This is a genomic window from Arthrobacter sp. B1805, assembly GCF_002929745.1.
Taxonomy (GTDB): domain Bacteria; phylum Actinomycetota; class Actinomycetes; order Actinomycetales; family Micrococcaceae; genus Arthrobacter_D.
In genome coordinates, this window is record NZ_PJIQ01000008.1 from 159604 (window position 1) to 182296 (window position 22693).

Annotated in this window: 17 protein-coding genes and 1 tRNA gene; 8 read left to right on the forward strand and 10 right to left on the reverse strand. The window is 69.1% G+C overall.

Annotated features, from left to right (window positions below; translation table 11 throughout):
• Window positions 1-229 precede the first annotated feature (229 nt).
• The 6 genes from rho to argS all read right to left on the reverse strand — a co-directional run bounded on the left by rho (window position 230) and on the right by argS (window position 9313).
• Window positions 230-2383, reverse strand: coding sequence for a transcription termination factor Rho (rho, locus tag CXQ96_RS10975; protein WP_104118072.1), 2154 nt, complete (start codon window positions 2381-2383; stop codon window positions 230-232).
• Window positions 2384-2708: 325 nt separating this feature from the next.
• The gene (thrB, locus tag CXQ96_RS10980; protein ID WP_104118073.1) at window positions 2709-3698 is read right to left on the reverse strand and encodes a homoserine kinase; all 990 of its coding nucleotides are present in this window, start codon (window positions 3696-3698) and stop codon (window positions 2709-2711) included.
• 1 nt (window position 3699) lies between these two features.
• Window positions 3700-4803, reverse strand: a complete 1104-nt coding sequence (gene thrC / locus CXQ96_RS10985; RefSeq protein ID WP_104118074.1) for a threonine synthase — start codon at window positions 4801-4803, stop codon at window positions 3700-3702.
• Window positions 4804-6135 carry a homoserine dehydrogenase gene (locus CXQ96_RS10990; protein WP_104118075.1) on the reverse strand — a complete coding sequence of 444 codons (1332 nt, stop codon included), beginning with the start codon at window positions 6133-6135 and terminating at the stop codon, window positions 4804-4806.
• On the reverse strand, window positions 6132-7667 hold the full coding sequence (gene lysA / locus CXQ96_RS10995) for a diaminopimelate decarboxylase (RefSeq protein ID WP_104118076.1): 1536 nt from the start codon (window positions 7665-7667) through the stop codon (window positions 6132-6134). Before lysA ends, CXQ96_RS10990 begins: the two co-directional genes overlap by 4 nt.
• The gene (gene argS / locus CXQ96_RS11000; RefSeq protein WP_104118077.1) at window positions 7664-9313 is read right to left on the reverse strand and encodes an arginine--tRNA ligase; all 1650 of its coding nucleotides are present in this window, start codon (window positions 9311-9313) and stop codon (window positions 7664-7666) included. The genes lysA and argS overlap by 4 nt, the downstream gene beginning before the upstream one ends.
• Before the next feature lie 243 nt (window positions 9314-9556).
• Here argS and CXQ96_RS11005 point away from each other — a divergent pair, with 243 nt between their 5' ends.
• The 6 genes from CXQ96_RS11005 to hrpA all read left to right on the forward strand — a co-directional run bounded on the left by CXQ96_RS11005 (window position 9557) and on the right by hrpA (window position 17956).
• Window positions 9557-10144: an FMN-binding protein gene (locus CXQ96_RS11005; protein WP_258059047.1), complete on the forward strand. Its 588-nt coding sequence runs from the start codon at window positions 9557-9559 to the stop codon at window positions 10142-10144.
• A gap of 10 nt (window positions 10145-10154) precedes the next feature.
• Complete coding sequence (locus CXQ96_RS11010) at window positions 10155-11015, forward strand: FAD:protein FMN transferase (RefSeq protein ID WP_104118078.1); 861 nt, start codon at window positions 10155-10157, stop codon at window positions 11013-11015.
• Window positions 11012-12523, forward strand: a complete 1512-nt coding sequence (locus tag CXQ96_RS11015) for an FAD-dependent oxidoreductase (protein ID WP_104118079.1) — start codon at window positions 11012-11014, stop codon at window positions 12521-12523. The genes CXQ96_RS11010 and CXQ96_RS11015 overlap by 4 nt, the downstream gene beginning before the upstream one ends.
• A gap of 127 nt (window positions 12524-12650) precedes the next feature.
• Window positions 12651-12726 (forward strand) — tRNA-Arg (locus tag CXQ96_RS11020).
• A gap of 132 nt (window positions 12727-12858) precedes the next feature.
• On the forward strand, window positions 12859-13875 hold the full coding sequence (locus CXQ96_RS18880; RefSeq protein ID WP_104118080.1) for a YafY family protein: 1017 nt from the start codon (window positions 12859-12861) through the stop codon (window positions 13873-13875).
• A 46-nt stretch (window positions 13876-13921) separates the two neighbouring features.
• Entirely contained in the window at window positions 13922-17956 is a 4035-nt protein-coding gene (gene hrpA / locus CXQ96_RS11030; protein WP_258059049.1) for an ATP-dependent RNA helicase HrpA, read from the forward strand.
• 14 nt (window positions 17957-17970) lie between these two features.
• Here hrpA and CXQ96_RS11035 read toward each other — a convergent pair whose 3' ends face one another.
• The 3 genes from CXQ96_RS11035 to CXQ96_RS11045 form a co-directional block, all read right to left on the reverse strand.
• Window positions 17971-18495 carry a hypothetical protein gene (locus tag CXQ96_RS11035; RefSeq protein WP_146070866.1) on the reverse strand — a complete coding sequence of 175 codons (525 nt, stop codon included), beginning with the start codon at window positions 18493-18495 and terminating at the stop codon, window positions 17971-17973.
• 50 nt (window positions 18496-18545) lie between these two features.
• The gene (locus CXQ96_RS11040) at window positions 18546-18971 is read right to left on the reverse strand and encodes an HIT family protein (RefSeq protein WP_104118082.1); all 426 of its coding nucleotides are present in this window, start codon (window positions 18969-18971) and stop codon (window positions 18546-18548) included.
• Window positions 18972-19275: 304 nt separating this feature from the next.
• On the reverse strand, window positions 19276-20103 hold the full coding sequence (locus CXQ96_RS11045) for a sulfurtransferase (RefSeq protein ID WP_104118083.1): 828 nt from the start codon (window positions 20101-20103) through the stop codon (window positions 19276-19278).
• Window positions 20104-20253: 150 nt separating this feature from the next.
• Here CXQ96_RS11045 and CXQ96_RS11050 point away from each other — a divergent pair, with 150 nt between their 5' ends.
• Window positions 20254-21345, forward strand: coding sequence for a PLP-dependent cysteine synthase family protein (locus CXQ96_RS11050; RefSeq protein ID WP_104118084.1), 1092 nt, complete (start codon window positions 20254-20256; stop codon window positions 21343-21345).
• Window positions 21346-21405: 60 nt separating this feature from the next.
• Here the strand turns inward: CXQ96_RS11050 and CXQ96_RS11055 are convergent, their stop codons facing one another.
• Complete coding sequence (locus tag CXQ96_RS11055) at window positions 21406-22065, reverse strand: MBL fold metallo-hydrolase (RefSeq protein ID WP_104118085.1); 660 nt, start codon at window positions 22063-22065, stop codon at window positions 21406-21408.
• A 90-nt stretch (window positions 22066-22155) separates the two neighbouring features.
• On the opposite strand from CXQ96_RS11055, the gene CXQ96_RS11060 reads away from it, so the two are divergent.
• Entirely contained in the window at window positions 22156-22629 is a 474-nt protein-coding gene (locus CXQ96_RS11060; protein WP_104118086.1) for a Fur family transcriptional regulator, read from the forward strand.
• Window positions 22630-22693 lie beyond the last annotated feature (64 nt).

Below are 22693 nucleotides of genomic sequence, written 5' to 3' on the forward strand. Positions count from 1 at the left end.
CCTCTTTCGGCTTGTGCAGCCAGTCTACGAAGGACGGGACGGCGGGACCGACCGGGTCGCGGCCGAGCGGTGTCATGCCTGTCGTCCCGGCGCCGGTCGTTCCTCCCGGCGCGTGGGCTTAAGCAGGAAACCGCCCTGGAACGGGCCACCGAACCCGTCGCACCCGGCAGGCAGTCCTGCCTGCCGGGTGGTGTCGAGTCATGGCCGCGTTCCGGGCGGTTCCGTGGTGCTAGTCGGAGTCCTTGGAGCCCAGCGTCGTCTTCTGGACCTGCATCAGGAACTCGACATTGGACTGCGTCTCCCGGATCTTGTTGGTGAGCAGTTCGAGTGCCTGCTGGGTCTCCAGACCCGACAGCACGCGACGCAGCTTCCACATGATCTTGACCTCGTCGGGCGAGAGCAGGTTCTCCTCACGGCGCGTGCCGGACGCGTTGACGTCCACCGCCGGGAAGATGCGCTTGTCGGCGAGGCTGCGCGAGAGGCGGAGCTCCATGTTGCCCGTACCCTTGAACTCCTCGAAGATGACCTCGTCCATTTTGGACCCGGTCTCGACGAGTGCCGTCGCGAGGATGGTGAGAGAGCCACCGTTCTCGATGTTGCGGGCGGCGCCGAAGAAGCGCTTCGGCGGGTAGAGCGCTGCCGAGTCGACACCACCGGAGAGGATGCGGCCCGACGCCGGAGCGGCCAGGTTGTACGCACGTCCGAGGCGGGTCATCGAGTCGAGGAGCACGACGACGTCCATGCCCATCTCTACGAGGCGCTTGGCGCGCTCGATGGAGAGTTCGGCGACCGTGGTGTGGTCGTCGGCAGGACGGTCGAAGGTCGAGGCGATGACCTCACCCTTGACCGTGCGCTGCATGTCCGTGACTTCCTCGGGGCGCTCGTCCACGAGGACCATCATGAGGTGGACCTCGGGGTTGTTGATCGTGATCGCGTTGGCGATGGCCTGCAGGATGAGTGTCTTACCGGCCTTCGGGGGCGAGACGATCAGACCACGCTGGCCCTTGCCGATCGGAGCCACGAGGTCGATCACGCGCGGACCGATCTTCTTGGGATCGGTTTCGAGGCGCAGGCGGTCCGAAGGGTAGAGCGGCACGAGCTTCGCGAACTCGACGCGGTCCTTCAGGTCCTCGGCGGGCTTGCCGTTCACCGAGGTGACGCGGACGAGCGCGTTGAACTTCTGGCGGGCACTGGCCTGGGTCTCGCCCTCGCGGGGTGCACGGATGGCGCCGACGACGGCGTCTCCCTTGCGCAGGTTGTGCTTCTTCACCTGGGCGAGGGACACGTAGACGTCGTTCGGCCCCGGCAGGTAGCCGGAGGTGCGGACGAACGCGTAGTTCTCGAGCACGTCGAGGATGCCCGCCACCGGCAGCAGGACGTCGTCATCGGTGACCTCGACGTCGTCGACCTCGGGGTTCTGGTTGCGGCCGCGGCGACGGTCGTTGCGCTCGTTACGGTCGCGGAAGCGGCTGTTGCGGTCCTCGGGGCCGTTGGAACCGTTGCGGTTCGCGCGGTTGCGACGGTTGCGCCCGCCACCCTCGACGTCGTTGGCGCCATTGCCGTTCGAACGATTGTCACTGCGCTCGCTGCCGTTGCGGCCGTTGTCGCTCTGGCCATCGCCGTTGGAAGCGCCGCTGTTGGAGCCGTTGCTGCGGTCGTCGTCGCGTCCGCTGCGGGAACGGCTACGGCGCTCGTTGCGGTCGCCGCGACCCTCGCCCTGCTGGCCGGACGGGACATCGGCCTGGGCATCGTTCTGTCCGGCGTTGTCGGAATCACCCTGGCCGCTGGACTGCGTATCGTTCTGCCCCGACTGGACGTCGGAACGGTCCTCGCCCCGGCGGTTGCGGCGGTTGCGCTGGTTGCGGCCACCGTTTTCGCGCTCGGTGCGGTCGCCGCGGTCCTGCTGCTCGCCGGTGGCGTCCTCGACGGCGTCGCGCGACGGGGCCTCGACCTGCTCGCCCGTTCCGACTGTGACGTCGGCGGCGGGTGCGGAGACGACGCCGTCACTGCCTGCGCGGCGGTTGCGGTTGCGTGTGCGCGGCTGGCGCTCGGCCGGCGCGGACTGCTCGTCCTGGGACCGGTCGGTGGCGGGCTCGGCCGTGGTGCTGGCGGCGGGGCGCTCGGCGTCGGCGCTGCGCTCGGTGCGCACCGCCGGGGCCTTCTGGCGGTCCGCGACGGCGGACCCGCGCTGGTGGTCGGAGATCGCCGACACGAGGTCGCTCTTGCGCATCCTCGATCCGCCGGTGATCCCCAGCTGGCCGGCAAGGGCCTGGAGCTGGGCGAGCTTGAGGCCTGCGAGGCCACTGCTCTTGGAAGTCGATGCGCCGGTTGCTTCAGCGTCTTGGGTGGCCACACCTGGTAACAGGTCAGTGGTTTCAGTCACGAAGGATCCTTCCCCCTCGTCGGGCGGCCACCTGATCAGTGGTCCGCGGTGGTTTGCCCCGTGCCGCAAGGCAGTCCGGGTGGCCGGAGGCGATCCGGCTGCGGCTGGGTGTGCTGTGAGCCTGAGGATGTCGATGTGCAGGAGGTTGGTTCCGCACGCACAAAGAAAAGGTCGGAGGCTACACCGGAGGTTGTGCCACTGCTGATTAGACCTGCAGTTTCGTGGCGGTCTAGAGAAGAAGACGGCCAGCTCAACAGAAGCACACGGTGCCTGTCGACTGACTGGGCAGTTTCACTAGGCACAGCAGATCCGCGTGAACGGTGTACTACCCTCGGTGCACTCCCACTTTAGCACCTTCCCGCTCCACCACGAGCCGGAGAATCCGCCAGTTCTGCGGCGTGTCGCCCTGTCCGATCACCCGGCGGATCGCTTCCTCGGCGGCGAGAGCGCCGTCCTCCCCCACGGCGAGGGTCAGGATGCTCGGACCGGCCCCGGAGATGGTGCTGGCGAAGCCTGCCGAACGGAGTCCACGCAGCAGCGTGGCGCTCGGCAGCATGGCCTGGGCCCGGTAGTCCTGGTGCAGGGAGTCCTGGGTGGCGAAGAAGAGCAGCGACGGGTCCGTGCTGATGGCGTGCACCAGGAGCGCGGCGCGGCCGGCATTGGCGGCCGCGCTGTGGTGGGACACCGACGGCGGGAGGAGTGCACGGGCACTCTCCGTGGAGAGCGCGACGTCCGGCACGGCGACCACGGGAACGACGTCGGGGTGCACATCCACGCGCGTGCTGTGGAAAGCGCGCCCGCTCTCCCACGAGATGGCCAGCGACCCCATGAGGGCAGGCGCGACGTTGTCGGGGTGACCTTCGATCGAGGCCGCCCACTGCAGGAGGTGACCGGCGTCGAGCCGCTCGTCGGCGGGCAGCAATGCATTGCCCGCGAGCACGCCGGCCACGATCGCGGCGGCGGAGGACCCCATTCCCCTGCCGTGCGGTATGACGTTGGTCGTGTCCAGCTCGAGCCCGGGCGCGCGGCGCCCCGCCCGGTGCAGCGTGCTGATGAGGGACCGGGCGATCAGGTGGCTCTCGTCGGTGGGGAGACCCTGGGCGCCCTCACCTGTGGCACGGACGGTCGTCATCCCGGACGCCGTCGTCCTGACACGGACGGTATCGTGCAGCGTCAGTGCGAGTCCCAGGGTGTCGAACCCCGGTCCGAGGTTCGCGCTCGTCGCAGGAACGGTAACCTCGACCTCCTGCCCGGCATCGACAGTCGGCAGGTCGAGGACGTCCGCGGGTCGCGGTGCCGCGTGGAGGCCCGGCATGTCAGTCCTCGAGACCGAGCGCGGCGGCGACGCTCACGACGTCGAACTCGACCTTCGTGGGCTCGACGTCGGCACCGTCCGCCGTGCGCAGCGCCCACTGCGGGTCCTTCAGCCCGTGACCCGTGACGGTGATGACGATCGTCTTGCCCGCGGGGACCATGCCCTCCGCGTACTTCTTGATGAGTCCCGCGACCCCGGCCGCCGAGGCAGGCTCCACGAAGACTCCCTCGCGGGAGGACAGCCACCGGTGCGCGTCGAGGATCTCCTCGTCCGTCACGGCCTCGATGAGTCCACCGGACTCGTCCCGTGCGGCGACCGCGAAGTCCCAGGAGGCGGGATTGCCGATCCGGATGGCGGTCGCGATCGTATCGGGCTCCGTGATCGGGTGACCCTTGACGAGCGGCGATGCACCCTCGGCCTGGAAGCCCCACATGATCGGGGTGCGCGTGGCGACGGCGGGAAGCTCACCGTGGTGCATCGAGGCGTAGGGTGCCGCGTACTCCTTGTAACCCTTCCAGTACGCGCTGATGTTGCCGGCGTTGCCGACGGGCATCAGATGGTAGTCGGGAGCATCACCCAGGGTGTCGACGACCTCGAAGGCGGCGGTCTTCTGACCCTCGAGGCGCGCAGGGTTGACCGAGTTCACGAGGAACACGGGATAGGCCTCCGCGAGCTTCCTGGCGACGTCGAGGCAGTTGTCGAAATTCCCGTTGACCTGCAGGAGCTGCGCGCCGTGTGCGATGGCCTGGCTCAATTTGCCCATGGAGATCTTGCCGTCGGGCACCAGGACGGCGCACGTGATGCCGGCCTGCGTGGCGTAGGCGGCGGCGGAAGCGGACGTGTTGCCCGTCGACGCACACACGACGGCCTTGGCTCCGGCAGCTACGGCAGCCGTCATGGCCATCGTCATGCCACGGTCCTTGAACGACCCCGTGGGGTTCATGCCCTCGACCTTGAGGTAGACGGCGGAACCCGTCAGCTCCGAGAGGTGCCGTGCGTGCACGAGTGGCGTTCCACCCTCGCCGAGGGTGATGACCTCGGTGGCATCGGTGACGGGCAGGCGTTCGGCGTACTCGCGGATGACTCCGCGCCACTGGTGGGCCACTTAGATTCCCTCTACTCGGAGAACGGATGATACGGCGGTGATGACATCGAGAGCGGCGACCTGCTTGACCGTCGCGGCGAGGGACGCCTCGGGCGCACGGTGCGTGACGATCCGCAACGCGGCCGTGGTGCCGCCGTCGGGCCCGCCCTGGTGGATGCGCTGGCGCATCGTCTCGATGGACACGCCGTTCTCGGCGAAGATCTGCGCGATGCGCGCCAGGACGCCGGGCTGGTCGGCGACCTGCAGGCCGATGCAGTAGCTCGTCCGGACGGTGTCCAGGCTCAGCGGCGGAACGTGGCCGGTGGTGGTCTCCGTGCGGCCCGGGCCACCGAGCACCATCCTCCGTGCGGCACTGACGACGTCGCCGAGCACGGCCGACGCCGTAGGGGTACCGCCTGCACCCTGGCCGTAGAACATGAGCTCGCCGGCGTTCTCGGCCTCGACGAAGACGGCGTTGAAGGCGCCACGGACGGCTGCGAGCGGGTGTGACCTCGGCAGGAGGGTCGGGTGGACGCGCACGCCTACCCCCGGCGCACCGGCGTCGTCGGTCAGCATCTCCGCGATCGCCAGCAGCTTGATGACGTAGCCGTCCTCGGCGGCGGCCGCGATGTCGTCGGCCGTGACGGCGGTGATGCCCTCGCAGTAGACGTTCTCAAGGGCGAAGCGTGTGTGGAAGGAAAGCGAGGCGAGGATCGCGGCCTTCGCGGCGGCGTCGTGCCCTTCGACGTCGGCGGTCGGATCCGCCTCGGCGTAGCCGAGGTCCTGGGCGGCCTTCAGGGCGTCGGCGAACTGTGCTCCCGTGGAGTCCATCTGGTCGAGGATGTAGTTCGTCGTCCCGTTGACGATGCCGAGTACGCGCGTGATGCGGTCTCCGGAGAGGCTGTCGCGGATCGGGCGGAGGATCGGAACGGCACCCGCGACGGCGGCCTCGTAGGACAGCTGGACGCCCGCGGCGTCCGCCTGCTCGTAGAGCTCGGGACCGTCCTGCGCGAGCAGGGCCTTGTTGCCGCTGACCACGGTGGCGCCGTGGCGGATCGCGCGCAGGATGAGCGTCTTGGCAGGCTCGATGCCTCCCATCAGCTCGATGACGATGTCCGCCTTCTCCACGAGCGCCTCGGCATCCGTCGTGAGGAGCCCGTCGGGGAGCACGACGTCGCGCTGCGCATCCAGGGTGCGGACGGCCACGCCGACGAGTTCGAGCGGGGCGCCGGCACGACGGCCGAGGTTCTCCGCGTCCTCGAGGAGGATGCGGGCTACCTGCGACCCGACGTTGCCGCAGCCGAGCAGGGCTACGCGCAGGGGCTGTGCGGTGGGCGTTGATGGGTAGTTCATGCTGTCCGTGAGGCTCCTGGATCCGTGGCGGGCACTGCGGTTTCGCGCTGGACGTCCCTGCGGAACAGGTCCTCCTCCGTCTCGCCCCGCACGATCAGCCGAGCGACACCGTCGGCCACCGCCACGACGGGCGGACGCGTCAGGTAGTTGTAGTTGCTCGCGAGCACCCAGCAATAGGCGCCGGTGCCCGGAACGGCGAGGAGGTCACCGGCGCTGGTGTCCTCGGGGAGGTAGACGTCCCTCACCACAATGTCACCGCTCTCGCAGTGTTTTCCAACCACGCGTGACAGTACGGGCTGCGCCTCGGGCGTCCGGGAGGCCAGGACGGCCGAGTAATCCGCGCCGTAGAGCACCGGACGCGCGTTGTCACTCATGCCGCCGTCCACCGACACATAGCGTCGTGGATGCGTAACGGAGGTGTCGACCGCGACCTCCGATCCGTTCGCAGCCGCGTCGACGCGCACCGTCTTCGTGGTGCCGGCGGTGTACAGCGTGAAGGTGGTCGGGCCGACGATAGCGCGTCCGGGCTCGATCGAGATCCGCGGCACGCGCAGCTCCAGCTCGCCGCACGTCGCCCCGACGACGGCCGCCATGGCCTGCGCGATCTCCGCCGCGGGCCGCGGCTCGTCCGCCTCTGTATAGGCGATGCCATACCCGCCGCCGAGATCGAGTTCCGCGAGTTCGACGCCGTGGCGGTCACGCACTCCCGCGAGGAAACCGAGGAGTCGCTGCGCCGCGAGCTCGAACCCTTCCGGTTCGAAGATCTGCGAACCGATGTGGCAGTGCACGCCGAGCAGGTTGATGCCCGGGTGCGCCAGCGCGTCGGCGACCGCGCGGGCTGCCGGCGAGCTGCCGCCGTCGTCGTTGCCATCCGCCTGGCCCGGGCCCTGCTCCGTCGTCAGCGACAGACCGAACTTCTGGTCCTCGTGCGCCGTCGCGATGAACTCATGGGTGTGGGCGTGGACGCCCGGCGTCAGCCGGATCATCACGTTGGCCTGGCGTCCGAGCTGCAGCGCGAGGTCACCGACGAGCGAGACCTCCTGCAGGCTGTCCACGACGATCCGGCCCAGATCGGCCTCGATCGCACGCGTGATCTCCGCCGCGGACTTGTTGTTGCCGTGGAGTCCCAGTTTGTGGCCGGGAAGTCCCGCGCGGAGCGCTACCGCCAGCTCTCCCCCGGAGCACGTGTCGAGCCCGAGGCCCTCCTCCCGGACCCAGTGCGCCACTTCCGTGCACAGGAAGGACTTGCCCGCGTAGAACACGTCGACTCCCCCGCACAACTCCCGGAAGGCGTCGTCGAAGGCGTCCCGGAACGTTGCGGCACGGGTTCGGAAGTCCCTTTCGGACACGACGAACAACGGCGTGCCGTACTGCTCGGCGAGCTCCGACACGGAGACTCCGTCGACCCGCAGGACGCCGTCCGGTCCGCGGTCCACGTCCTCGGCCCACAGCTTGGAATCGAGCCGTGCCTGGTCTGCGGGAACGGACAGCCAGGAGGGTGCCAGCGGGGATGCTTCGGCGGCCACGGTCACATCCTCTCCGGTGCGGACACACCCAGGAGGTGAAGGCCGTTGGCCAGGACCTGCTGCGTGGCGTTGTTCAGCCACAGGCGGGAGCGGTGGACGTCCTCGACCGGCGCGTCACCGAGCGGTGCGACACGGCAGGCGTCGTACCAGCGGTGGTACGTGCCCGCGATGACCTCGAGATGGCGGGCCACGCGATGCGGCTCGCGGAACGTCGCGGACTGCGCGACGACGCCGGGGAACTGTCCGAGGGCGGCCAGCAGTTCACCCTCGGTGGGGTGGCTGAGCGAGGCGGCGTCGAAACCACTCGTGTCGACACCGGCTGATACGGCGTTGCGGGCGACCGCGTGCGTCCTCGCGTGGGCGTACTGCACGTAGAACACCGGGTTCTCGTTCGTGCGCCTGGTGAGGAGATCGAGGTCGATATCGATGTTCGAGTCGGCGGAGAACCGGGCCAGGGTGTACCTGGCGGCGTCGACACCGACCGCGTCGACCAGGTCCTCCAGTGTCACCACGGTCCCCGCGCGCTTGGACATGCGGACGGGCGCACCGTTCTGCACGAGGTTCACCATCTGACCGATGAGGACCTCGACGGTGTCGGGATCATCGCCCAGGGCTGCGGCTGCAGCCTTCAGCCGTGCGACGTAGCCGTGGTGGTCCGCACCGAGCATGATGATGTTGAGGTCGAAGCCACGCCTGCGCTTGTTGACGTAGTAGCCGATGTCGCCCGCGATGTAGGCCGGCGATCCGTCCGACTTGATGACCACACGGTCCCGATCGTCGCCGAAGTCGGTCGACCTGAGCCACCATGCGCCGTCTTCGAAGAAGAGGTTCCCCGATTCCTTCAACTGCTCGAGGAGGCCGCCGACGAAGTCGTTCTCGAACAGGGAGTGCTCGTGGAAGTAGACGTCGAAGTCGACGCCGAAGTCATGGAGCGACTTCTTGATGTCGGTGAACATGAAGTCGACGCCGACCACGCGGAAGCGCTCGATCGCCTCCGCCTCCTCGAGGGACAGGATGTCCGGTTCGGCGGCGACGACACGCTGCGCGATGTCCTCGATGTACTGACCGCCGTAGCCGTCCTCGGGAGCGGCGTTCCCCGACGCGCTCGCATGGAGCGAGCGGGCGAACCGGTCGATCTGCGCTCCGTGGTCGTTGAAGTAGTACTCGCGCACGACCGAGGCGCCCTGCGACTGGAGCACGCGGGCGAGTGCATCCCCGACTGCGGCCCAGCGGGTACCGCCGATGTGGATGGGACCGGTGGGATTGGCGGAGACGAATTCGAGGTTGATCTTCTGGCCGCGGAGGGCGTCGCTGCCGCCGTAGGCCGGACCCGCCTCGACGATGGTGCGGGCGAGCTCACCTGCCGCTCCGGCGTCGAGCGTGATGTTGAGAAAGCCCGGACCGGCGATGTCGACACTCTTCACGCCGTCGATCCCGGCGAGCCGATCGCTGAGGAGCTGGGCGAACTCACGCGGGTTCATCCCGGCCTTCTTGCCCAGCTGCAGGGCGATGTTCGTGGCCCAGTCGCCGTGCTCCCGGTTCTTCGGCCGCTCCACGCGCACCTCGGAGGGGAGGTCGACGCTGAAGGCACCGGCCTCGACGGCGTCCTTCAGGCATGCGGAAATAGCGGCAGAGAGTTCTTCGGGAGTCACCCGTCAAGCATAGCGGCGCGGCCTCCGGCACCCCGGATTTCGTGACGCGGGCAACGGGAAGCCCACGGCCCCGCCCGCCCCGGAGGAGAGAAGTGACGCGGATAACAGTCCATACCGCCGGAGGAAACGAATCCAGTCATGGAACGTTGGACCTGACAGAACGATCGGTCGTAGATTCAACCTTCTCCTTCGGTGCGGAACCATCCGCCCGGTCCCGACCCGACGATCCGCCAGGAGCACACAGTGACCAGTACAGGCCAGACCGAGACCCCCTCGACGACGCTCGCCCCGCGAACGGCGTTCCCGCTGCACAAGCGCGTGCTGACAGCCCTGGCCGCCGTCTCGATCCTCGGGGCAGCGGGGTGTGCCGGGGCGGAGGCCGAGAGCCCGGCGTCCGGGTCACCGGCAGCCGAGGCCCCGACCGGCGCCACCACGACCGCACCGACGAGCACTGAGGAACCGGCGACTGCGGCGCCCAGCGGGTCCGCGGCGGCGAACGACCCGGCGCCCACGGCGGCTGCAGCCAGCGACCAGACCTACACGGACGGTACCTACACCCAGACGGGCTCCTACCAGTCCCCCGCGGGTCCGGAGGAAGTGGGCGTGACGATCACGCTCGAGGCCGACGTCGTCACCGCCGTCGAGGTCGAGCCGATGCCCGACAACCCGACCACCACGATGTACCAGGAGCGCTTCGCCGGCGGTATCTCCGACGCCATCGTCGGGAAGAAGCTCGATGAGCTCGCTGTCGACAAGGTGGCGGGTTCCTCCCTGACCAGCGGCGGCTTCAACGAAGCGACCGGCAAGATCAAGAGCGAAGCGCAGATCTAGGCGTCCCGGCGTGGCCGACTCATTCAGCTTCGAGGCGATCGGCACGAGCTGGCGCGTGGACAGCCGTGCGCCGCTGCTGCCGCGCCAGCGCACCGAACTCCTGCAACTCGCCGAGGAGTACGACACGCTCTATTCGCGCTTCCGCCAGGATTCGGGCGTCACGGCGCTCGCGGAGTCCGGGGGGCACCTCCCGCTGCCGCGCCACGGGGCCGCGCTGGGCGCCCTCATGCGCACGCTGCACGACCTCACGGGTGGTGGCGTCACGCCCCTGGTCGGCGAGCGCCTCGCGGCGCAGGGGTACGACGCCGACTACTCCTTCGTCCCCACAGCACCTCCATCGCCTTCCCGCGCCTGGGACGACCTCCTGGACTGGACGACCGACGGCGTCACCCTGGCCGAACCGGCCCTCCTCGACGTCGGTGCCGCGGGCAAGGGCCAGCTTGTGGACCTCATGGTGGAGAGCCTCGTCGCGGCCGGGCACCAGGACGTGATCGTGGATGCCAGTGGGGACATGCGGCGGGTCGGGGACGGATCCATCACCGTCGCCCTCGAGCATCCGTACGACGCATCGTCCGCCATCGGTACTGTCGGCCTCGGCTCCGGTGCGCTGTGCGCGTCCGCCTCGAACCGCCGCACCTGGGGTGACGGCCTGCACCATGTCCTCGACGCCCGGACCGGCCGCTGCGTCGACACCGTCGTCGCCTCGTGGGTCCTCGCCGAGGACGCCATGACCGCCGATGGACTGTGCACCGCGCTGTTCGTCGCGGACCCCGTCGAGCTCGCAGGATCGTTCGATTTCGACTACGTCCTGATGTACTCGGACGGACGCGCCCGGTTCTCCACCCCACTTGCAGGAGCCCTGTTCTCATGACCGCAGCACTCGACGGCCTGCTGGGCCGCATCACCATGTATCGCCTGACGCTGATCCTGCTCCTGGTGCTGACCGTCGAGGCGCTCGTGCTCTCCCTGACCGGACTCCTCGCCTACACACCGGCCGAGATCGGTGGCACCCTCGTCGCCGCGGTCGGAGGAACCATCATCGGGACGCGGCTCATGGCCCTGATCCTGAGGTTGCGCCCACACGGCGACTCCTCGCTCATCACGGGGCTGATCGTGTTCCTCATCATGTTCCCGTCGAGCACCGCGGCCGGGCTGGGGGGCGTCCTCGTCGCCGGTGTCGCGGCCGGCGCGTCGAAGTTCCTCCTGGCCTTCAAGGGCCGGCACATCTTCAATCCGGCGGCGACCGGCGCCGTCGTCGCGACCCTGTTCGGCGTCGGCGCGGCGGCCTGGTGGGTTGCCAACGCCTACATGCTGCCCGTCGTCGCCGTCGGTGCGGCCCTGCTCCTCTACCGGACGCGGAAGCTCTCCATGGCCGCGGTGTTCCTGGTGGTGGCCCTCGGCATCCTGCTGTTCAACCTCGTGCAGGGCGGGATGCTCCCCGGGGCCGGCCTGCAGCTCGTCCTCACCTCCTATCCCGTCCTGTTCCTGCTCGGTTTCATGATGACCGAACCCCTTACCCTCCCGCCCCTGCGCTGGCAGCAGTGGCTCTTCGCTGCGATCGTGGCCACCGTCTTCGCCCTGCAGGTATCCATCGGACCCGTCTTCCTCGGTCCGGAGTTCGCGCTGGTCATCGGCAACGCAGTGGCCTTCCTTCTGGGGCAGCGGCGGGGCGTCCGGTTGTCCTTCGACGGATCGCGCCAACTCACGCCGACCAGTACGGAGCTCGTCTTCAGGCCGGCGAAACCCGTGCGCTTCCGGGCCGGCCAGTACATGGAACTGAGCATGCCGCACCGTGGTGCCGACAGCCGGGGCAGCCGCAGGGTCTTCAGCATCACGTCCGCGCCCCAGCAGTCCGAAGCCGTGACCTTCGGACTGAGGACGACGGAATCGGGAAGCTCCTTCAAGAAGGCCCTCCTCGAGCTGCCGAAGGATGCGAGCATCACCGGCACCGTCGTCGGCGGCGACTTCACCCTGCCCCGCGATCCGTCCGTGCCGCTGCTGCTCGCCGCCGGGGGCATCGGCGTCACGCCCTTCATCAGCCAGCTCCGGGAACTCGCCGCACGGGGCGAGGAGCGCGACGTCGTCCTCGTCTACGCGGTCCGCAGCGAGCAGGAAATCGCGTTCCGCGACGAACTGACCGACCTGGGCACGCGCGTCGTGGTGTTCATGCCCTCCGCGGGCGGCCTGCCGTCGCTCCCGGACGGCTGGACCTACGGAGGCGAGCGACCAGCCGCGGAGAAGCTCCTCGCCGCCGTACCGGACCTGAAGCAGCGCAAGGTGCTCGTCTCGGGATCGCCCTCGTTCATCGGGGACTTCCGCTCGGAGGTTCGAACGGCAGGTGTTTCGCGAGTGCGGACGGACGCCTTCCTAGGGTACTGACGGCCGGCCCGGCACATACCGGGACGGTGCGGTCGTCGTGTAGCCGTGGTGCGCTCGCGTTTTCCCGACCCTTCCGGCACCTGCTAAGCTCGATAAGTCCCTTACGGGTACGGGAGTTCCCGTGTCTGCCTTCGTAGCTCAGGGGATAGAGCGTCTGCCTCCGGAGCAGAAGGTCGTAGGTTCGAATCCTATCGAGGGCACCAAGACTCATGCAGAGTCCACCGCCGTCGGCCATCAGGCCGACGGCGGTTCTGCGTTCCGGGACCAGCCAGAAGTTCCGAAAACCCTCCAGAATGAGGACAGTTCCTGTCCTCCTGTCGTCGTACCGTTGACCCATGATCGAGACCTCGGCGCGCCTGCTGCAACTCCTGTCGCTGCTGCAGCTGAGACGCGAGTGGACCGGACCGGCACTGGCCCAGCGCATGGATGTCACGGAGCGCACGGTGCGCCGGGACATCGGGAAGCTGCGGACCCTGGGCTACCCGATCAACGCCTCGCCCGGCGTCGCCGGCGGCTACCAGCTCGGCGCCGGCGCTCAGCTGCCTCCCCTCCTGCTCGACGACGACGAGGCGCTCGCCGTCGCGATCGGGCTCACCGCGGTCACGGCCAGCCCGGTCTCCGGCGTCGGTGAAGCCTCCGTCCGTGCTCTCACGAAGCTCGAGCAGGTCCTGCCGCCGCGACTGCGGCCCCGCTTCTCGGGCCTGCGCTCCGCCGTGACGCGCATGGCCGCGGCCAGCACCCCCGTCAATCCCGAGGTGCTCACGGCCCTCTCGGCAGCCATCACGGAACGGCGCAGTGTCGCCTTCCGCTACGACCGCCACGACGGCGAGTCGTCGCGACGCGTCGTCGAGCCGTACCGCCTCGTGGACACGGGACGGCGGTGGTACCTGGTCGCCTTCGACCGCACGCGCGACGACTGGAGGACGTTCCGCGTCGACCGCTGCCAGAGCGTGCCCGTGGCACGGGACCGCTTCGTGCCGCGTCCCCTGCCGGCCGCGGACCTGGCAGCGTACGTCCAGGAGTCGATCACGCGCTCGCCCTATTCCTACGACGCTGTCATCCGGTTCCACGCGCCCGTGCACGAGCTGGAGACCCGCGTTCCGTCGAGCACAGGGACGCTGGAGGCGGACGGCGACTACACGGTGCTGCGTGCCGGCTTCGACTCCCTCGATTTTCCGGTGGCCTACCTGGCGAGCTGGGACATCGACTTCGAGGTGCTGGAGCCCGCCGAGATGCGCGAGCGCGCCGTCGTCGTCGCCGAGCGGCTCCGCCGGTCCGCCGCGGCCCCGACGGCGAGCGCGACACCCGGCGTATCCGACGGCGCGGAGCGGGCGCACTCCAGCCCTCGGTGAACGCCCGCCTGCCGTCCGGTGCGAGGAACTAGACTGGCAGGCAACTATGGCACTGACAATCTCCTACCCCGCGGATCTTCCCGTCTCGGACCGCCGGGCCGACATCATGGCCGCGATCGCCGCCAACCAGGTCACCATCATCGCCGGCGAGACCGGCTCCGGTAAGACGACGCAGATCCCCAAGATGTGCCTCGAACTCGGGCTCGCGGAGCACGGGCTGATCGGCCACACCCAGCCACGGCGCCTCGCCGCGCGCACGGTCGCCGAGCGCATCGCGGAGGAACTGCAGGTCCCCCTCGGCGAGGAGGTCGGCTACCAGGTCCGTTTCACCGGATCCGTGGGACGGAAGACGAAGATCAAGCTGATGACCGACGGCATCCTGCTCGCCGAGATCCAGCACGACAGGATGCTGCGCAAGTACAGCACGATCATCATCGACGAGGCCCACGAACGAAGCCTCAACATCGACTTCATCCTCGGCTACCTCAAGCGCATTCTGCCGGAACGCCCGGACCTGAAAGTCATCATCACCTCGGCCACCATCGATCCCGAGCGCTTCGCTGCGCATTTCGCCGCCGACGCCGCCCTGGCCGAGACCTCGCCCGCACCGATCATCGAGGTGTCGGGCCGGACCTATCCGGTGGAGATCCGATACCGGCCGCTCGACCAGCCCCCCGGCGGGCTCGACGACGGCGACGGCGGCGCGGAGAGCGAGCTCGAGGAGGAGCGTGACCCCCTCGACGCCGTCTGTGACGCCGTGGACGAGCTCTCCGTCGAGGCGCCCGGAGACATCCTCGTGTTCTTCTCCGGGGAGCGCGAGATTCGCGACGCCGCCGATGCGCTCCGCGCCCGCATCCAGTCCACGGCGCGGCTGCGGGGCACCGAGGTCCTGCCCCTGTTCGCCCGGCTCTCGCTCGAGGAGCAGCACCGCGTCTTCCGCCCCACCGGCAGCCATCGCCGGATCGTGCTCGCAACCAACGTCGCGGAGACCTCGCTCACCGTTCCCGGCATCAAGTACGTCATCGACACGGGCACCGCACGCATCTCCCGGTACTCGCACCGCACCAAGGTGCAGCGACTGCCGATCGAGCGCGTCTCGCAGGCATCCGCGAACCAGCGGTCGGGCCGCAGCGGACGCGTCTCCAACGGCATCGCCATCCGCCTCTACTCCGAAGAGGACTTCGCTTCGCGGCGGCCCTTCACAGAACCGGAGATCCTGCGGACCAGCCTGGCGGCGGTCATCCTGCAGATGGCGGCGATGGGCGTCACGCGCGGGCCGAAGGACATCGCGGACTTCCCCTTCCTCGAACCGCCGGAGACGAAGGCGATCAATGACGGCGTCGCCCTCCTGCGCGAGTTGGGAGCGCTGAAGGACGACGGCGGGCTCTCCGCCGTCGGGCGCAAGCTCGCCCAGCTGCCTGTGGACCCGCGCCTCGGGCGCATGATCGTCGAGGCCGGAACGCGCGGGGCGGTCAAGGAGGTCATGGTCCTCGCCGCCGCGCTGACCATCCAGGATCCGCGCGAGCGCCCTTCCGCGGACCAACCCGCGAAGCAGCAGCAGGCAGCCGAGAAGCACAAACGCTTCGTCGACGAGAATTCCGACTTCACCGCCTACCTGAACCTGTGGCGGTACCTCCAGCAGAAGCAGGACGAGCTCTCCTCGACGCAGTTCCGGAAACTGTGCCGGACAGAGTTCATCAACTACCTCCGCGTGAGGGAGTGGCAGGACCTGTTCCACCAGCTGCGCCAGCTCGCGAAGCCACTCGGGATCACCCTGCCTGCGGGACCGGTGGACCCCGTCGGACTGCATGATCCCATCCACATCAGCCTGCTCGCGGGCCTGCTCAGCAATATCGGGCTCTACGACCAGCGCAAGCGCGAGTACGCCGGCGCCCGCGGGACGCGCTTCGCCGTCTTCCCGGGTTCCGCGCTCTTCAAGAAGTCACCCGACTGGGTGATGGCCGCCGAACTGGTGGAGACGTCGCGCCTGTGGGCACGCGTAGTGGCCCGGATCGACCCCCTGTGGGCGGAGCAGGTGGCACCGCACCTCGTGAAGCGCACCTACAGCGAGCCCCACTGGTCCCGGAAGATGGGCTCGGTCATGGCGTACGAGAAGGTGACCCTCTACGGCGTGCCGATCGTGCCGCAGCGCCGCATCAACTACGGCCGCATCGACCGCGAGGTCGCCCGCGAGCTGTTCATCCGGCATGCTCTGGTGGAGGGCGACTGGAAGACCCATCACACCTTCTTCAGCCGCAACCAGGCCCGTCTCGCCGAGGTCGAAGAACTCGAGAACCGCCTGCGACGGCGCGACCTCCGCGTCGACGACGAGACGCTGTTCGAGTTCTACGACCAGCTCATCGGCCCTGACGTCGTGTCCGAGAGGCACTTCGACTCCTGGTGGAAGAAGACGCGCCAGGACCACCCCGACCTGCTCGACTTCGATCCGGAGCAGCTCCTCAGCGAGGACGCCGCGGAGCTCGACGAGGCCGCGTTCCCGAGCGTGTGGCACCAGGCGGGCTTCGAACTGCCGCTGACCTACGAATTCTCACCCCTCACGCCGGGAGCGCATGACGGGGTGACGGTGACGATTCCCGTCCTGTTCCTGAACCAGCTCGAGCCGAAGCCCTTCCGCTGGCAGATACCGGGGCAGCGCGTGGAACTCGTCACGGCCCTCATCAAGTCCCTGCCGAAGCAGGTGCGGAAGAATTTCGTGCCCGCGCCCGATGTCGCGCGGGGCGCGGTCGCCGCGTTGGAGGCCGATTTCGATCCCGCACAGGACGACCTCGAAGCGTCACTCGAACTCGCGCTGCGGCGGCTGCGAGGACACATCATCCCGCCGGGCTCGTGGAACTGGTCCGCCGTTCCCCCGCACCTGCTCATGATGTTCCGGATCGTCGACGCCGAGGGCCGGGTGCTGGACGAGTCCCGTGACCTCGAGGCGCTGAAGGAATCACTGGCACCCGCCGTCAGCCGCGCTATCGCCCGGTCACTCGGTGCCACCCCCGGCAGCACGAGGCCATCGGGAGGCGCCGGGCGCGGGAACGGGCGCACAGCGGATAGCACCGGCCCTGCAGGCCGGCCCGCGACGACGGGTGGCAGGGACGGTCGGGTCACCGCGAACGTCCAGCCCGCTGCCGCACGCTCGGCCGCCGGTCCCTCGTCCGGCGGAGGCGTCGCGGTGGCAGAGGCACCCGCGGTGGCGGAACGGACGGGCGAGAGGGCATGGGTCTTCGGAGCCATCGAGCGCGAGGTGTCCCGCACCGTCGCCGGGCACCGTGTCACGGGCTTCCCCGCGGTGGTCGACGAAGGCGCCTCCGTCGGATTGAAGGTCTTCCCGACGGCGGGCGAGCAGGCCACCGTGATGCGGGCCGGCATCATCCGGCTGCTGTCCCTGCGCATCCCGAGTCCGGCGAAATATGTCCTCGAGCACCTCAGCAACACCGAGAAGCTCACCTTCAGCCAGAACCCCCACGGCAGCGTCGCCGAACTGATCCGGGACTGCTCGCTGGCCGCGATCGACAAGCTCGTGCCGGAGGAACTGCCGTGGACCGAGAAGGACTTCACCACGCTGTACGAGGAGGTCCGGGCCGAACTCATCGACACGGTGTTCACCGTCACCGCCACGGTGGAGAAGGTGCTGGCGAGCAACCGTCGCATCCAGAAACAGCTCAAGGGCACCACGAGCCTCCCGCTCATCTCGGCCCTCAACGACGTCCGGAGCCAACTCGAGCACCTCGTCTATCCGGGCTTCGTCGCGGCGACGGGCTATGCGCAGCTCGCCCACCTTCCCCGGTACCTGCGTGCCATCGAGATCAGGCTGGAGAAGCTTCCAACGAACGTCCAGCGCGACAGCCTCGGCATGGCCGTGGTGCAGCGGCTGGAGGACGAGTACGACGACGCCGTCGCGTCGCTCGCCGCTGGTCGCCACCGTCCGGCCGCCCTGCGCCGCGTGCGCTGGATGCTCGAGGAGTTGAGGGTCAGCCTGTTCGCGCAGGACCTGGGAACGGCCTACTCCGTATCGGAGAAACGCGTGCGCACCGCCCTCAGCGAGGCCCTCGCAACCGCGCGCCAGGGATAGCTGCAGGGCGCCCGTCACGGAGTGTCGACGGCGGCGAACTCCTGGGCCCTCCGCGCGACCGACCGGCGCGTATCCTTCGCGAGCCGCCGGAGGTGCGGCTGCAGCCAGGTCCGGAGTCCGGGGTCGCCGTCGGACCACTGGAACAGCGTGTCCATTGTCCGGATCAGCACGATCCAGTCCGTCTGCTGCTCCAGGTTGCGCTTCAGTAGTGCCGTGGCCCGGTCCCGCTGGCCGGCCGTCATGTCCGCTCCCAGCCGGAGGAAGAGCTCTGCCAGCGTCCATCGGGCCGATGGCTGGTCCAGTGTGCCGACGTCGTCGATCAGTTCGTCGAGCAGAGGGACGAGCCACGCGTGGTGCGCGGCCTCGACGCGTTTCAGCGCACTGGACGTCCGCATCCGGACCACGGGATCCCCACTCCGGTAGCACTCGACCAGTTCCTGCAGCCTCGACCGATCGGCTACCACCAGGCCGACGACCTCGTCGGTGCGCCCGAGCGAATTCGGGTGTCCTCCCGCCAGCATCGCGGCGATCACTTCCATGGGACGTGAAGGTAGCACCCGGGCGCGGCCTGCGGTAGCAGCTCAGCGGATCAGCGGGGCACGTACGCGTCGTGCCCCGCTTTCCGCAGGGCGGCCCGCAGCGCCTCGGCCGAGCTGTCCATCGCCGCTGGGTCCGGCGCCGGGTCGATCCGCCGGACATCGAAGTCCGCGGGTGACTGGGTCGGCCACACGTGCACGTGGAGGTGGGGCACCTCGTAACCCTCGATGAGGACTCCGACGCGCTTCGCGCCGAAGGCCTGCTCCTGCGCGCGGCCGACGGTCTGCGCGACGGCCATCACCTTCGTCAGCGTCTCCGGGTCTGCCTCGAGCCAGTGTTCGATCTCCCGCCGCGGCACCACGAGCGTGTGACCGGGAGTGATCGGGGCGATCGTGAGGAACGCGACGACGTCGTCGTCCTGCCAGACGAAGCGCCCGGGCACCTCGCCGTCGATGATCCTGGTGAAGAGCGTCGTCAACGGACCTCCTGGGGTTGCAGCCGGAAGGACGCCACCGCCGGTACGACCGGCAGGTAGCTCGGCTCCGCCGCGCAGGGGCGGCGGTACGGGGCGTCCTGGGTTCATCCCCCGACGCTACCGCGCCCTCGACCGCCGAGCCAGCAGGAGCCCGTCTGGGCCCTCCGGAACCTCACGGGGAACCCGGCAGGGCCCGGACAGGGCGCAGCCCGGCTGCTGCAGGGCCGGCCCGGCCACGGAAGGGCTCCGGCGGAGGATCGCAGGAGGGGACGCCGCAGCACCGGCGCGCCGTCGGCGCCCGCCGTCGTCAGGCGCCGACCGCGACGGGCAGTCCGTCCGTCGTCGACCACTGGGACCAGGAGCCGGGGAAGAGCGACGCCTCGATGCCGGCGACGTCGAGCGCTGCGATCTCGTGCGCGGCGGTGATACCGGAACCGCAGTACACCGCGACGCGTCCTCGGTCGGCACCCAGGGCACGGAAACGGCGACGGAGCTCGTCGCGTGATCGGAAGCGCCCGTCGGGGAGGAGATTTTCCGAGGTCGGCGCGCTCACGGCTCCGGGAATGTGACCGGCCCGTGGGTCGATCGGCTCGTGCTCGCCACGGAAGCGCTCACCTGCTCGGGCGTCGAGGACGACGTCGACCGTCGACGGCTGGACGAGATCGGAGATCGAGACGGCGGGCATGTGACCGGTGGTCAGGTGCACGGTGCCCACGCAGTGGCGCTCCTCCCCTCCCTCGGTATCGAGTCCCGCAGCGTGCCAGGCAGCGAGCCCGCCGTCGAGCAGGCGGACCGAGGGAAAGCCCGCGTTGCGCAGCAGCCACCAAAGGCGTGCTGCAGCGAGGTTGCCCGAGTCGTCGTAGGCGACCACTGTGTCGCCGTCGTCGATACCCCACTGGCGCGCGCTCTCCTGCAGGGCGTCCGCGTCGGGGAGCGGATGCCGCCCGAGCCCGGGTCCACCTGGAGCGCACAGCTGGGTCTCGAGATCCACGTAGACCGCACCCGGTATGTGCGCTTCGCGGTAGTGCTCGTGGCCTCGGGGATCGCCAAGGGCCCAGCGAACATCGAGCAGGATCGTCTGCGCGCCGGAGATCATCCGGTCCTGCAGTTCCTGCACATCCATCAGAGTCTTCATCGAGATCTCCTGTCGGAAGTGGCGACCGGGACTTGGTGGTCACCACGCCCGGTCCTGATGCACGCCAGTCCACCACACCCCCGTCCCCGCACCAAGCAGTGATCCGGTACTCCTGCTCGTTGGCATCGGACGGGCTTGTAGGCTGACGGGATGCCCAGGTTCACCGCCGCTGACAGATCGTGGTCCGACGACGCCGTGCGGCGCATCGAGGCGGACGGGAACCGGTCGGCCGACACCCACCTCTTCGCCGTACCCCTCCCGCCGCGCTGGGGCGTGCAGGTGTATCTGAAGGACGAGTCCACCCATCGCACCGGCAGCCTCAAGCACAGGCTTGCACGGTCGCTGTTCCTCTTCGGACTGGTCAACGGATGGATCACCGAGGGAACCACCATCGTCGAGGCCTCGAGCGGATCGACGGCCGTCTCCGAGGCCTATTTCGCCCAGCTGCTCGGCCTTCCGTTCGTCGCCGTCATGACGGCGACGACCAGCCCGGAGAAGATCGCCCTGATCGAGCAGTACGGCGGGACCTGCCGTTTCGTCGACCACGCCTCCGAGGTCTACGACGCGGCCGAGGAGGTGGCGAGGGAGACGGGAGGGCACTACATGGACCAGTTCACCTTCGCCGAGCGGGCGACCGACTGGCGAGGGAACAACAATATCGCCGAGTCCATCTTCGAGCAGCTGGCGCTCGAACCCCATCCCCTGCCGGAGTGGATCGTGGTCGGGGCGGGAACCGGGGGCACGAGTGCAACGATCGGCCGCTATCTCCGGTACCACCGGCACCCAACGCGCCTTGCCGTCGTCGACCCCGAGCACTCCGCGTTCTATCCCGCATGGGCGGAGCCGGGGTCGTCCCCGTCCGGCAGGCCCTCACGCATCGAGGGCATCGGGCGGCCACGGCTCGAACCGAGCTTCGTACCGTCCGTGATCGATGCGATGATCCGGGTGCCCGACGCCGCCTCCGTCGCTGCCGCCCGCCACCTGCGCTCCCTCACCGGGCTGCACGCCGGCCCCTCAACCGGGACGAACCTGTGGGGCGTGTGGCAGATCGTCGCGGATCTGGTCGCCGACGGACGCACGGGCAGCGTCGTGTCGCTCATGTGCGACTCGGGTGACCGGTACGCGGCGACCTACGACGACGACGCCTGGCTCGCGCGCCGCGACCTGGACCCTTCAGGCCCGCGCGAGGTCCTCGAGGAGTTCTTCGCAACGGGAGTGTGGCCGGCGACCGCTACGAGCTGACGCTCCGCCGGCGTCCTGCAGGGGTTCAGGTACACCCCTGCGCCAGGAGCAGCCCGATCGTCAGACGTCGACGCTCTCGCGGACCGCAAGGTGCCGGAAGGACGTGCCGTACCGCGATCCGAGACGCTCGATGTGTCCCTCGACCATGCCGAGCCCGGTGTCGTTCAGGAGAGCATCGTGGATCTGGAATGCCCTGGGCGCCCGGACGGACGCCACGAAGTCCACGACCTCGGCGAGCTTCGACCACGGGGCATGCACGGGAACGAGAACGGTGCCGACGTCGACCCCGTCCGGGACGATGAAGGAGTCGCCAGGGTGGTAGACACTGCCCTCGATCAGGAACCCTACGTTGGCCACGATCGGGATCAGCGGGTGGATCAGCGCGTGCTGACCGCCGAACGTCCGCACATCGATGCCCGCGGCCGAGAACTTCTCGCCGCCGCCCACTGCGTGGATCCGCCCAGCCGAGGTGTCGCCCAGTCGTGCCGCCATGACGTCGGCCACGCCCTGCGGCGCCCACAGCTCGATGGACGCATCCGCCGCCAGCACGGCCGCCACGCGGTCGACGTCGACGTGATCGGGGTGCTCGTGTGTGACGAGGACGGCATGGGCGCCGTCGAGGGCCTCTTCGACCTCCGAGAACGTGCCCGGGTCCAGTACCAGTACCGAGGCGTCCCGCTCGAGCCGCACGCAGGAATGGGAGAACTTGGTCAGCAGCATGCGCACAGACTACCGTCGGCACCGCTGATAATCTTGACTCTGGCCGAGCACGCCCCAGTGACACCCGAGTGCCCGCGGAAAGGGTATGACATGACGCCTGAGGTGACATCCGAAGCAGTGCCGACAGCCGGCGCAGGGGCCGCCCAGTCGGTCCGCAAAGGGTCGGAACAGCGCGTGACGCGCCAACGGCGGGCAGTCAGCGCGGCGCTCGACGAGCTCGACGACTTCGTCAGCACCCAGGAGCTCCACAGGGTCCTGCACGACCGCGGGGAATCCGTCTCGCTCGCAACCGCCTACCGCATCCTCCAGTCGATGGCGGATGACGGTCTCGTCGACGTCCTGCGCAACGGGGACAACGAGGCGGTCTACCGGCGCTGCGCCGTCGAACACCACCACCACCACCTGCTATGCAGGAACTGCGGCAGGGCGGTGGAGATCGAGGCGCCCGCGGTGGAGCAGTGGGCAGCACGCATAGCAGCGGAGCACGGCTTCACCGACGCCGCACATACGGTCGAGATCCAGGGCCTCTGCCCGGAGTGCTCGGCGCCGGCTGCACGGTCCTGACGCCTCGGCGTCTCGAGGCTCCGGTTGATGACGAAGGTTACCGCTCCCTGGCAGGGGCCGCGCA

Excerpts from the sequence above, each read along its gene's own strand:
- hrpA (WP_258059049.1), top strand. The coding sequence starts at position 13,922 with ATGGCACTGACAATCTCCTACCCCGCGGATCTTCCCGTCTCGGACCGC.
- CXQ96_RS11035 (WP_146070866.1), bottom strand. The coding sequence starts at position 18,495 with ATGGAAGTGATCGCCGCGATGCTGGCGGGAGGACACCCGAATTCGCTC.
- thrB (WP_104118073.1), bottom strand. The coding sequence starts at position 3,698 with ATGCCGGGCCTCCACGCGGCACCGCGACCCGCGGACGTCCTCGACCTG.
- CXQ96_RS11060 (WP_104118086.1), top strand. The coding sequence starts at position 22,156 with ATGACGCCTGAGGTGACATCCGAAGCAGTGCCGACAGCCGGCGCAGGG.
- CXQ96_RS11050 (WP_104118084.1), top strand. The coding sequence starts at position 20,254 with ATGCCCAGGTTCACCGCCGCTGACAGATCGTGGTCCGACGACGCCGTG.
- CXQ96_RS11015 (WP_104118079.1), top strand. The coding sequence starts at position 11,012 with ATGACCGCAGCACTCGACGGCCTGCTGGGCCGCATCACCATGTATCGC.
- CXQ96_RS11055 (WP_104118085.1), bottom strand. The coding sequence starts at position 22,065 with ATGCTGCTGACCAAGTTCTCCCATTCCTGCGTGCGGCTCGAGCGGGAC.
- CXQ96_RS11045 (WP_104118083.1), bottom strand. The coding sequence starts at position 20,103 with ATGAAGACTCTGATGGATGTGCAGGAACTGCAGGACCGGATGATCTCC.
- CXQ96_RS10990 (WP_104118075.1), bottom strand. The coding sequence starts at position 6,135 with ATGAACTACCCATCAACGCCCACCGCACAGCCCCTGCGCGTAGCCCTG.
- CXQ96_RS18880 (WP_104118080.1), top strand. The coding sequence starts at position 12,859 with ATGATCGAGACCTCGGCGCGCCTGCTGCAACTCCTGTCGCTGCTGCAG.